The 12,273-nt window shown below is 72.4% G+C and carries 7 protein-coding genes; 2 read left to right on the forward strand and 5 right to left on the reverse strand.

Annotated elements, in window-relative coordinates:
* Positions 1 to 61: 61 nt before the first annotated feature.
* Together aceB and AC07A4_RS16350 are read right to left on the reverse strand one after the other, a co-directional pair.
* Positions 62 to 1,684: a malate synthase A gene (aceB, locus tag AC07A4_RS16345; protein WP_478598509.1), complete on the reverse strand. Its 1,623-nt coding sequence runs from the start codon at positions 1,682 to 1,684 to the stop codon at positions 62 to 64.
* Between the two features lie 294 nt (positions 1,685 to 1,978).
* Positions 1,979 to 2,590: a nucleotidyltransferase family protein gene (locus AC07A4_RS16350; RefSeq protein WP_478598511.1), complete on the reverse strand. Its 612-nt coding sequence runs from the start codon at positions 2,588 to 2,590 to the stop codon at positions 1,979 to 1,981.
* A gap of 146 nt (positions 2,591 to 2,736) precedes the next feature.
* Here AC07A4_RS16350 and AC07A4_RS16355 point away from each other — a divergent pair, with 146 nt between their 5' ends.
* Positions 2,737 to 3,042: a DUF5955 family protein gene (locus AC07A4_RS16355; RefSeq protein ID WP_478598514.1), complete on the forward strand. Its 306-nt coding sequence runs from the start codon at positions 2,737 to 2,739 to the stop codon at positions 3,040 to 3,042.
* 247 nt (positions 3,043 to 3,289) lie between these two features.
* Here AC07A4_RS16355 and AC07A4_RS16360 read toward each other — a convergent pair whose 3' ends face one another.
* Complete coding sequence (locus AC07A4_RS16360; RefSeq protein WP_478598517.1) at positions 3,290 to 3,799, reverse strand: universal stress protein; 510 nt, start codon at positions 3,797 to 3,799, stop codon at positions 3,290 to 3,292.
* A gap of 132 nt (positions 3,800 to 3,931) precedes the next feature.
* Here AC07A4_RS16360 and yczR point away from each other — a divergent pair, with 132 nt between their 5' ends.
* On the forward strand, positions 3,932 to 5,404 hold the full coding sequence (gene yczR / locus AC07A4_RS16365; RefSeq protein WP_478598520.1) for a MocR-like transcription factor YczR: 1,473 nt from the start codon (positions 3,932 to 3,934) through the stop codon (positions 5,402 to 5,404).
* A gap of 100 nt (positions 5,405 to 5,504) precedes the next feature.
* On the opposite strand, the gene AC07A4_RS16370 is transcribed toward yczR, so the two are convergent.
* Positions 5,505 to 10,499: a non-ribosomal peptide synthetase gene (locus tag AC07A4_RS16370; RefSeq protein WP_478598523.1), complete on the reverse strand. Its 4,995-nt coding sequence runs from the start codon at positions 10,497 to 10,499 to the stop codon at positions 5,505 to 5,507.
* Positions 10,500 to 11,347: 848 nt separating this feature from the next.
* Positions 11,348 to 12,160: an IclR family transcriptional regulator gene (locus AC07A4_RS16375; protein ID WP_478598525.1), complete on the reverse strand. Its 813-nt coding sequence runs from the start codon at positions 12,158 to 12,160 to the stop codon at positions 11,348 to 11,350.
* Between the last annotated feature and the right edge of the window lie 113 nt (positions 12,161 to 12,273).

The raw sequence follows: 12,273 nt of genomic DNA on the forward strand, positions 1-12,273 counted from the left end.
TGTCGATTTGCGGCTCCGCCGCGTGGGCGCGATCAGCCACAGGCAACCCGCACCCGAACAGCTAACGCAACCGCTCGTAAGCAGGCAGCGTAAGGAAGTCGGCGTAGTCCGCGTCCAGGGAAACCTGGAGCAGCAGATCGTGAGCCTCCTGCCACTTACCCCCCGCAAAGGCCTCGTCCCCGAGCTCCGCTCGGATCGCCGCCAGCTCCGCGGCAGCGACCTCGCGGGTGAGTTCCGCCGTCGCCGGCTTGCCGTCGTCGAAGACGACCCCGGCGTTGATCCACTGCCAGATCTGAGACCGGGAGATCTCGGCCGTGGCCGCGTCCTCCATCAGGTTGAAGATGGCGACGGCGCCGAGCCCGCGCAGCCAGGCCTCGATGTAGCGGATGCCGACCTGCACGGCGTTGACCAGGCCGGCGTAGGTGGGCTTGGCGTCGAGGGAGTCGATGGCGATGAGGTCACCGGCGGCGACGCTGACGTCCTCGCGAAGGCGGTCCTTCTGGTTCGGCCGGTCGCCGAGGACCTTGTCGAAGGACTCCATGGCGATCGGGACCAGGTCGGGGTGGGCGACCCAGGAGCCGTCGAAGCCGTCCCCGGCCTCGCGGTCCTTGTCGGCGCGCACCTTCTCGAAGGCGACCTTGTTGACCTCGGCGTCCTTGCGGGACGGGATGAACGCCGCCATGCCGCCGATCGCGTGCGCGCCGCGCTTGTGGCAGGTGCGGACGAGGAGTTCGGTGTACGCGCGCATGAACGGGGCCGTCATCGTGACCAGGTTGCGGTCCGGCAGGACGAACTTCTGGCCGCCGTCACGGAAGTTCTTGACGATGGAGAAGAGGTAGTCCCAGCGCCCGGCGTTAAGACCGGAGGCGTGGTCGCGCAGCTCGTAGAGGATCTCCTCCATCTCGTACGCGGCCGTGATCGTCTCGATGAGGACGGTGGCGCGGACGGTGCCCTGCGGGAGGCCCACGTAGTCCTGCGCGAAGACGAAGATCTCGTTCCAGAGGCGGGCCTCGAGGTGCGACTCGGTCTTCGGCAGATAGAAGTACGGGCCCTTGCCGAGGTCGACGAGACGCTGGGCGTTGTGGAAGAAGTACAGGCCGAAGTCGACGAGCGCGCCCGGGACCGGCGTGCCGTCCGCGTCCGTGAGGTGCCGCTCACTCAGATGCCAGCCGCGCGGCCGCATCACGACGGTGGCGAGTGCGGAGGCGTCCTTCAGGGCGTACGACTTGCCCGTCCGCTCGTCGGTGAAGTCGATGCGGCGCTCATAGGCGTCGCTCAGGTTGAGCTGGCCGAGGATCACGTTCTCCCAGGTGGGGGCGGAGGCGTCCTCGAAGTCGGCGAGCCAGACCCGCGCGCCGGAGTTGAGCGCGTTGATGGTCATCTTGCGGTCGGTGGGGCCGGTGATCTCCACCCGGCGGTCGTTCAGGGCGGCCGGGGCGGGGGCCACGCGCCAGGAGTCGTCCGCGCGGATCGCGGCGGTCTCCGGCAGGAAGTCCAGGGACGACGTACGGGCGATCTCGGCGCGGCGCTCCGCGCGGCGGGCCAGGAGCTCGTCGCGGCGCGGGGTGAACCGCCGGTGCAGCTCGGCCACGAAGGCGAGGGCCGCGGGACTGAGGACCTCTTCCTGCCGGGGCAGGGGCTCGGCGTCGACGATGGCCAGCGGGGACGGCGCTGGTGCGGACATGAGCTGTCACTTCCTTCAGCGAGCTGGCGGCCCCGCGGCACGGCACTGAGTGCCACGGCGCCGAGATACGACGATGGGCGCCGTCTGACGTGTCCGGCGCTTCTGATCAGTGGATACTAGTTTCCTCATGGTGGAAGTTCAATCGTTTGTTGACGTCGAGATTCTCTCCGTCGACACAACACGGCTCTGAGTGCCACCGCGGTCACTCCCAGTGGACCAGGGGGTGGGCGGGGCTGCCAGAGGGCGTCGGGGCGGCGGCGGGGCGGGGCCGGAGGCCTGGACGGGGGGGCGGGCTCACTCCAGGCGCTCCAGATCCGAGAACGTGTCGATGTCGTACGGCTCCGCCACGTCCCCGCACTCCACCAGCGTGAGCGCGGCCGCGTGCTCCCTCAGATACGCGCGGGCCCCCTGGTCGCCCGTCGCCGACGCCGCGATGCCGTCCCAGTGGTCGGCGCCGAAGAGCACCGGGTGCCCGCGCTCGCCGTCGTACGCGGCGGCGGCCAGGGTGGCCGGGGAGCGGTACGCGGCCAGCAGCCGGGCCACGGCGGGCGCGCCGACGCCGGGCTGGTCGACGAGGCTGACGAGCGCGGCCCGCGCGTCTGTCGCGCCAAGGGACGCGAGCCCCGCGCGCAGCGAACTCCCCATACCCTCCCGCCAGTCCGGGTTGTCGACGAGCACACACCCCGGCAGGTCCGCCTGCTCCCGCACGACGTCGGCGGTGGCCCCGAGCACGATGTGCACGCGCGTACAGCCGCCCTCGCGCAGCGCCCGCGCCGCGCGCTCCACGAACAGCTCCCCACGGCGTTCGAGCAGCGCCTTCGGACAGCCGCCCAGGCGGCGCCCGCCGCCCGCCGCGAGCAGCAGACCGGCGATGTCGGGAGGGGTCCCGGGGGCTGACGGTGACATTGATGCCGCCGCTGACGCTGACAGGGGTACGGGCAGTGATTCAGTCATGACCCTTGCTTACCTCATGCGTTCTGGGGACCCTGTTCCGGCCGGGGCGTGGCCGGAAAGTTACGGCCGCCGCACAACGACGTGCGAGGGGGAGAGCTGTGTTGCGGAGCGTGGGGCGAAGAGTGTCGACGGGTGGCTTCGAGGATCCGCGAGTAACGGAACTGCGGGCCGCCGTGTCCCGCTTACGGCGCGAACTCGCCGCGCATCCTGGGGAGTTCCCTGACCGGGCGATAGCTGAGGACGAGTTGGCGGCGATGGCCGCGATGGCTGCCGCGGGGGCGCCGGAGACGCGGCGGTTGCGGCGGTCGCTGTTATTGGTGGCGGGGTCCATCGGGTCCGTCAGCGCGTTGGCGGGGGCGCTGGCCGGGGTGCGGGGGGCGGTGGAGCGCTTCGGGGTGGGGTGACGCTGCCGGGTGGCTCTGCCGGGGGTTCTTCCCCCACCCCGCCCCTTCCCGAAACCAAGGGGCTCCGCCCCCTGGACCCCCAAAAGCATCGGCCTTCGGCCTCGTCCTCAAACGCCGGACGGGCTGAGAGTTCCAGCCCGTCCGGCGTTTGAGGACGAGGCGCGGAGCGCCAATGTCTGTGAGCGGGGGAACGGGGGCAGCCGCACCCGGAAGCGGGAAGGGGTGGGCCTGGGGCGCCCCGCGAGGGCTACGGCGTCGCGAAGTCCGCCACCGTGGCCCGCCGCAAGGCGCGCCGTAGCCCCCGCGGCACCCCGGGCGCCGGAACCACAAGGACCGGACACACGGCCCGCGCCTCGACCCGCCGCCGCACCCGCCCGCGCGGCCACCCCCGCCCCGCCCCCACCACCACCAGATCCTCCAGCCGAGAGGCGACCCCGCACAGCACCCGCTCCGCGGGCCCCCGCACCACCCTCCGCTCCACGGCCACCCCGCCCGGCTCGCCCCCGAAGGCCTCCGCGAAGGCCTGCTCCAGTGACTCCCGGGCCACCGCCTCCCAGTGCCGCGCCCACTCCTTGTCGGGGTGGCGCAGATACAGCGACTCCCCTTCGGGCGGCTCCCACGCCGTCACCGCCACCAGCGTCCGCCCGCCGCGCCGCGCCTCCCGCGCGGCGGCCCGCAGGGCGGCGAGGCCCGCGAGGGACGTGCCGCTGACACCGACCACCACACGCCCCGCCGCCTCGTCCCGCTCGCCGTTCACGTCGTCTCCTCGTGCCTCTTCCCGTACGTGTGGCTGCCGCCACCAGGCCAGTACGGTGGCCAAAGCGGCCGCTGATCGCCGAGTCTGTACGCTGATTGGTCTGGAGAGCAGGGCCAATCCAAGGGAGCTGGCATGGCAGAGGTCGAGGCGGTGCCGTCGATGGACCGTCGGCTCGGCGGGGCGCGACTGGCCCAGCTCGTGACGGACACGGCCGGGGCGCGCCCGGGCTACCGCGCCCTCGCGCAGGCGGTCCGGACGCTGCTGCTCGACGGGCGCGTCCCGCTGCACACGCGCCTGCCCGCCGAGCGCGAGCTCGCGGCGGCACTGGGTGTCAGCAGGGCCACGGTCACGGCGGCGTACGACCTGCTCCGGGATGACGGCTTCGCGCGCAGCCGCCGGGGCGCGAGCACCTGGACGGAGCTGCCGGACGGGCGCCGCCCGTCGAGCGTGGCGGCGTTCCCCGCCGGTGACGGCGTCATCGACCTGGCCGTCGCGGCGCCCGCCGCGCCGCAGCCGGAGCTCAGCGAGGCGCTCGCGGCGGCGGCCGCCCGGCTGCCCGAGCACGCGCCGACGGCGGGCTACCACCCCTTCGGCCTGCCGGAGCTGCGCGCGGCCATCGCCGACCGCTTCACCCGCAGGGGGCTGCCGACGCTGCCGGACCAGATCCTGGTCACCACGGGCGCGCAGCACGCGATCTCCCTGGTGCTCGCCCTGCTCGGCCGCCCCGGAGACCGCGCCCTGGTGGAGAACCCCTCCTACCCCAACGCCCTGGACGCGATCCGCCGCGCGGGCCTGCGCGCCACGCCCGTGCCGGTCACCGACGCGGGCTGGGACACGGCCCTGGTGGAGTCGACGCTGCGGCAGGCGGCGCCCCGCATCGCGTACCTCGTACCGGACTTCCAGAACCCGACCGGCGCCCTGATGGAGCGCGAGCAGCGGGTGCGGCTGTTGGAGACGGCCCGTGCCACCGGCACCTGGCTGCTCATCGACGAGACCATCGCCGAGATGGCCCTCGACGTGCCGCCGCCCGCGCCGTTCGCCTCGCTCGCGCCGCACGGAGTGGCCGAACAGGTCCTCACCGTGGGCTCGTTGAGCAAGTCGCACTGGGGCGGCCTGCGCATCGGCTGGGTGCGGGCGGGCTCCCGGATGATCACGGAGCTGGCCATGGCACGGGTCCCCGCGGACATGGCCACGCCGGTGATCGAGCAGCTCGTGGCGCTGCATCTGCTCGCGGGGGCGGACGACGTGCTGCGGGTGCGCCGCGAGCGGCTGCGGGGCTCGCGGGACGCGCTCGCGGCGGCCCTCGCCCGGCACCTGCCCCAGTGGCGGTTCCGGCTGCCGCCCGGCGGGCTCTCGCTGTGGGTGGACCTCGGGGCGCCCGTCGCCTCGGCCCTCGCGCGGGCCGCGCTCGCGCACGGGGTGCGGATCGAGGGCGGGTCGCGGTTCGGGGCGGACCCCGGCACCCATGAGCACCGGCTGCGGCTGCCGTTCACGCTGGCGCCCGGGGAGTACGACGGGGTGGCCGCGCGCCTGGCCGCAGCCTTGGAGGGCGGGCTGCGGGAGGGCGACGGCGGGGAGACGGGCCGCGCCACCTGGGTGGCGTGAACCCGCACCCGCCCGTCGCTCTCAGGATCCCCGTCGCTGTCAGGACACGGGCGGCGCCTGCCCGGCGCCGCCCGTGCCGTCGTGCGTCACACCGCCGCCGTCACTCCTCCGCCAGCTTGCGGACGATGACCTTCATGATCTGCGCTGCGGGCTTGGGCATGTGCAGATCGTGGTGGGTGGCCTCCACCTCGTACTCCTCGATGGAGCCGCGGACGAACGGCCGCCAGTCGGGCCCGTACGACGTGACGCCGTTGGTTTTGTCCAGGGTCGCGTTGAAGTACACCAGGTCGCCGTCGTAGACCGGCGATTCGAAGTCGCCCATCTTGTTGAGGTTGTTGGCGCCGACCCGCGACATGTTCACCAGGAAGCTGTCCATGTTGTCGGTGTTCATGAACTGGCCGAAGACCTCTTCGACGTCCGCCCGGTAGAGGTCAGGAGTCCTGCCGGACACCTGCTTGAAACCGCTCTCCGGACGGGCAGCGGCAGGCTGGGAGTCGAGCACGGCCACCAGGGCGACCTTGTGGCCGCGCTGGTCGAGGCCTGCCGCGACGGCGTGCGCGAGCGGGCCGCCGTAGGACCAGCCGACCAGGTAGTAGGGGCCCTCCGGCTGGGTCTTGAGGATCTGCTCCAGGTAGTCCTCGACCATCTCCTGCACCGATGCGGCCACCGGGTCGGTGCCGTTGGAGCCGCGCGACTGGATGGCGTACGCCTGCCGGTCGAGGTGCGGGGCGAAGGTGAAGTACGCCCAGCCGAGGCCGCCGCCGCCGTGGAAGAACCACACCGGGGGCTTGCCCGTGCCGGGGTCCCGGTTCAGCGGCAGGACGACCTCGAAGGAGTCGGCGTGGTCGCCGGGGATGCCGCCCGCCAGCACGATCGCGCCCAGTTCGGCCACCGTCGGGTACTCGACGATCGTCCGCAGCGGCATGTCGATGCCGAGCTCTTTGCGGATGCGGGAGCTCAGGCGCGTGGCCAGGAGCGAGTGCCCGCCGATCGCGAAGAAGTCGTCGTCGATGCCGACCCGCTCCAGGCCGAGCAGCTCGCTGAAGAGGGCGCACAGCTTCTCCTCGTGGGAGTTGCGCGGCCCTCCGCCGCTGACCGTCGCCGTGAGCTCCAGCGGCAGCGCCGCCCGGTCCACCTTGGCCGCCGGGTTCAGCGGCAGCTCCGAAAGGGGCACCACCGCGGCCGGGACCATGTAGTCGGGAAGCCGCTCGCGCAGGTACCCGGGCAGCTCGGCGAGGAGCGGGCCGATCGACTTGGCGAGCGCGGGGGCGTTGGCCCAGGACCGCCCGACCGTCCCGCTGGGGACGAACCCGCCGGTGACGGGCCGCTGCTTGGCGTGCCGCACGGGCACGAGCACCGCGTCGAAGCTGTGGGCGGCCTCGCCCGACCAGGTCAGGATCGCCTCCAGACCCCGCTCGCGCGCCCAGTCCGCGAGGTCCTGCGGGTCGACGGGACCCCCGACGGGGGCCTGCGTCCGCGGACCGCCACCGCCTGCGGTCACCGCGGCGGCCTCCTCCACGAGCCGGGCGTTGGGTATCCCCGTCACCCGCACCGGGCCGCTCGGCTGAGGCTGCCCGTCGAGGGCGGCGAGGCCGGTCATCTCGCGGCTCCACGGCACCGCGGGCACGGCCGACAGGTCGACGGCCTCGACCGGCTCCTTGTGCAGGATGACTTCGTAGCGGTGCCGCGTCAGCTCGTTGTGCGCCGTCCCGGGCTTGAGCCGGATGTCGACCCCGACGGGCCGGTTCGCGGCCCATTCGGTGAACCACTCCGGGGCGACGACCAGTTCCCGCTCGGCGAGCAGCGCCTGCTCCACCAGCGTCCGCACCTCGCTGTGCGAGGCGTGCGGGCGGGCCGCGTGCTTCTCGGCGGTCACCAGCAGGCGCAGGGTCGTGGCGTTGCGGACGTCGCCGACGACGAGGCGGCCGCCGGGCGCGAGGAGTTCCATGGCCTGGCTGAGAACCTGGTCCAGGTACTCGGCGCTGGGGAAGTACTGCGCCACCGAGTTGAGCACGACGGTGTCGAACGAGGCGAGCGGCAGCCCGGACGTGTCGTGGGCGGCCTGGGCGCTCAGCGTCACCCGGTCGCCGAACCCGGCCTGTTCGGCCTGGGCGCGGAGCCGGTCCACGACCGTGGGCGAGATGTCGGTGCCCCAGTACTCATCGACCTCACCGACGATCTTCGAAAGGAGCAGGCCGGAGCCGACGCCGAGCTCCAGGACGCGCTTCGGCGCGTACCGCAGGACCTGCTCGACCGCCGCGTCCCGCCAGTCCCGCATCTCCTCCAGCGGAATGGGCTCGCCGGTGTAGATGGAGTTCCAGCCCTTGAAGTCCTCGCCCCACGCCGCCTCGCCGTCGTCGGCGTAGCTGGCGTCGTAGACGTGGCGCCACTCGTCCACCTGGGTCTCGGCGTCGGCCACGGCGGCGTCCGGGTCGGGCACCACGAAGCCGACCAGGCGCTGGTCGCCCTTCTGGTCCTCGCGCACCACGACGACGGCCTGGGCCACGCCGGGGTGCCCGGTCAGCGCGTGCTCGATGTCGCCGAGCTCGATGCGGAAGCCACGGACCTTGACCTGGTGGTCGGTGCGGCCGATGTACTCGACCTGGCCGTCCTTGCTCCAGCGCACCAGGTCGCCCGAACGGTACATCCGCGTGCCCGGCTCACCGAAGGGGCAGGCCACGAAGCGCTCCGAGGTGAGGCCGGTCTGCCCGAGGTAGCCGCGCGCCAGGCCGACACCGGCCAGGTACAGCTCACCGGCCACGCCGGGTGCGACCGGGCGCAGGGCCGAGTCGAGCACGTACACCTGGGCGTTCCAGATCGGCGTGCCGATCGGCACCCGGTCCGAGCCCGGCACGTGCTCCCAGCCGGTGATCTCGACGGTGGCCTCGGTGGGTCCGTAGAGGTTGTTCGCGGAGGCGTGCGGAAGGAGCTCGGTGAAGCGGTTGGCCAGGGCGGCCGGGAACGCCTCGGCGGCGACCTCGATCCAGCGCAGCGTGGAGCAGTGCTTGGCGGCCGGTTCGGCGACGAACACGGAGAGCAGCGAGGGCACGAAGAACGCGCCGGTCACCTTCTGACGCTGAATCAGCTCGGCCAGGTAGGCGGGGTCACGCGTGCCGTCGGCGCGGGCGACGACGATGGAGGCGCCCATCTGGAGGTTGGAGAACATCTCCGGCACCGAGGCGTCGAAGCTCGCCGAGGTGCTGACCAGCATCCGGTCCTCGACCGTGACGTTGAAGTGCTCAAGGCCCCACTGGATGCGGTTCATGATCGAACGGTGCGCGACCGGCACGCCCTTGGGGCCGCCGGTGGAACCGGAGGTGAAGATGGCGTACGCGGCGTTGTCCGGGGACAGGTTCCGCTCCGGGTTCGCCTCCGGGTAGCCGGAGACGTCCGGGAGGGTCTTCTCCAGGACGAGCAGCGGCTTCGCGCCCGCCAGGATGTGCCGGACGCGGTCGTCGGGCAGGTCGATGTCGATGGGCACGTAGGCCGCACCGGCCTTGACCACCGCGTACACCGCGAGCAGCAGATCCACCGAGCGCGGGATGCGCACCGCCACCAGCTGCTCGGGGCCCGCGCCCTGCTCCACCAGCCAGTGCGCCAGCTGGTTGGCGCGCCGGTTGAACTCTCCGTACGTGAGCGTCTCGTCCTCGGCGATCACCGCGACCGCGTCCGGCGTCCGCGCCACCTGCGCCTCGAACGCCTCCGGCAGCGTGCTCGCCGCGACGGGGCGCGCGGTGTCGTTGAGACCCCGCACCAGCCAGTCCCGCTCGTCCTCCGCGAGGACCTCGACCGTGCTGATCGGCGCCTTGGGCGCGGCGGTCAGCTGCTTCAGGACGCGCACGAACCGGGCGGCGATGGCCTCGGCCGTGTCGCGGTCGAACAGCTGCGTCGCGTACGTCAGGTCGCCGCGTATCGCGCCCGCCTCGTCCGTGGCGACGCTGAAGAACAGGTCGGCGAGCGAGGTCTGCGTCAGGTACTGCTCGAACTGCACCTTCAGGCCGGGCAGTTCGAAGTCCGCCTTCTCGAAGTTCTGCCAGGCGAACATCACCTGGAACAGCGGCTGGTACGACGCGGAGCGGTCGGGGTTGATCAGCTCGACCAGCGTCTCGAACGGCACGTCCTGGTGCTCGTACGCGGCCAGGGACTTCTCCCGCACCCGCGCGAGCAGGTCGGCGAACGACGGGTCACCGGCGAGTTCCACGCGCAGCACCTGCGTGTTGACGAAGAAGCCGACCATGTCGGCGAGCGCCTCGTCGGTGCGCCCGGCGATCGGGCCGCCGATCGTGACGTCGTCCCCGCCGCCCAGTTTGCTCAGGAGCACGCCGACCGCGGCCTGCATGACCATCGACATCGTCATGCCGCGCTCGTCGGCGAGCTTCTGCAGCCCGGCCGCCACCTCCGGCTCCACCATGAGGTGGACCACGTCGCCCTCGGAACCCCTGGACGCGGACCGGGGCCGGTCGAGGGGCAGGTTCAGGGGCTGCGGCACCCCGGCCAGTTCCTTGCGCCAGTACTCGGCCTGCGCGGCGGCGAGGCTCTTGGGGTCCGCGACGTCACCGAGCAGTTCGCGCTGCCAGGCCGCGTAGTCCTTGTACTGCACGGGCAGCGGCTCCCACCCGGGCTCCTTGCCGTCCAGGCGGGCGGTGTAGGCGGCGGTCAGGTCCCGTGCCAGCGGTCCGCCCGACACGCCGTCCGACGCGATGTGGTGGATGAGCAGGACGAGGACGTGCTCCTCCGGGGCGAGGCGGAACAGGGTCGCCCGCAGCGGGATGTCGGCGGCCAGGTCGAAGCGGTGCGCGATGAACTCGTCGACGGTGCCGTCCAGGTCGTCGGCGGCCACCTCGACCACCGGGACCCGCACCGCCGCCTCGGCCGTCGACAGGATGCGCGGGTGCGGCTCGCCGTCGTCGTCCGGCACGTAGATGGTGCGCAGGATCTCGTGCCGCTCGACCACGTCGCGGATCGCCGCGATGAGGGCGTCCTGGTCCAGCGGCCCGGTCAGCCGGAACGCCGGGGAGATGTTGTAGGTCTCGGCGCCGCCCTCCATTTGGTGTGTAAGCCACATACGGCGCTGTGCGAAGGAAAGAGGAATCACTCGACTAACTCCTGTGTGGTCGTTCTGTGGAGGCTGTGGAGGCTGTGGAGGGCTGGTGTGCGCGGTGCTTCGGCGCGGCGGCAATCCGATCGCGGAAACACCTAGGTCGACTTCATGTCCATGTTGGGTTTCTGTTCGCGGCCCAACAAGGGGGTGGCCGTCGGCGAATGGCCGCCGTGGGCGAGAGGAAAGGCATCCGCGGCGCCTTTTCTGTATTCATCGGCTCGGCGGCTCATTCACGGGGAATTTTGTCGCTGTCCTTACGTGACTCTCGTCCCGCCGCTGGTGGGGGGTGGTCCGATGGGCACGGGGCGTCCCGTCGGGGTGGCTTTCCGCCCTGCCTGCGCGGGCGGGGCGCGGCTTACCGGTCGCGCTGGGCGGCGCTGGGACCGATTCGCCGATCAGGGAATGGGTACTGCTGAAGGAATTGTGGGCAAGGGCAGTTGGGATGCTAGCCCGCCCCAGTGCCGAGAGGAATGCGCGCACGCTTTTAGACGCATCCGGCGGCGCGCCGGAATGTCCCGCCAGCAGGACACGTCATGGCGCCGGCCGCGTCCGGATTCGGAGCTCGTCCGACGCGTGGCGCTGTGATGACGGCTGCTGATGACGGTGCGGGCGGGGGTGCGGCGAGGGGGGATGTGGAGACCGGATACGGGTAACGCACAAGCGGAGCACTCAATTCCGGTTGGGAAACCCCGGTGCCGCCCTGGCGTCCCGAGCGGAACCGCGGCGAACGCGTCAGGCGGTGCCTGGATACGCCTCCGCCCCGGTGCGGGCCGTGACGGGCTCGTACCGGGGCGGAGGCGTGGCGTGCGAGGGGGCCGTGGCCCAGGCGGAAAGGGCTGTGGCTAGGCCGAGGGGGCCGATGTGGCCAGGGCCGTGGAGAGCTCCGCGGCCACCTGCTGGAGCACCGGCACGATCGCGCGGGTCGCCTCGTCCGTGACCCGGCCCGCGGGCCCGGAGATGGAGATGGCGGCGGCCGTCGGCGAGTCGGGCACGGATACGGCGAGGCAGCGCACGCCGATCTCCTGCTCGTTGTCGTCGACGGCGTACCCCGCGCGCCGCACCTCATCGAGCGCCGAGAGGAAGCCGTCCGGGGTGGTGATGGTCTTCTCCGTGGCGGCGGGCATCCCGGTGCGGGCGAGCAGGGCCCGCACCTCCTCCGGCGGCGTGTGCGCGAGCAGCGCCTTGCCGACGCCGGTGGAGTGCGGCAGGACCCGCCGCCCGACCTCGGTGAACATCCGCATCGAGTGCTTGGACGGCACCTGCGCCACGTACACGACCTCGTCGCCGTCGAGCAGGGCCATGTTCGCGGTCTCGCCGGTCTCCTCGACGAGCCGGGCGAGATAGGGCCGCGCCCAGGTGCCGAGCAGCCGCGAGGCGGACTCGCCGAGGCGGATGAGGCGGGGGCCGAGGGCGTAGCGCCGGTTGGGCTGCTGGCGTACATACCCGCAGGCGACGAGCGTGCGCATCAGGCGGTGGATCGTCGGCAGCGGCAGGCCGCTGCTGGCGGACAGCTCGCTGAGGCCGACCTCGCCGCCCGCGTCCGCCATCCGCTCGAGCAGGTCGAAGGCGCGCTCGAGGGACTGGACGCCACCGCTCGCGGGCGCGGGAGTGGCGGGCTTCGCGGCGTCGGTGGTGCTGGCGCTGGACGTCGGCACGGCGCGTTCCTTTCAACTGGCAGGCGGTAAGAGCCTACCGGGCGCTTATGGGGGCGTACCCGGCGCGGGCGGGGTGTCCGTGCCGGTCAGTGCGTGTTTGTCCGGTCTCGCCA

The organism is Streptomyces sp. NPDC043996 (assembly GCF_056435225.1).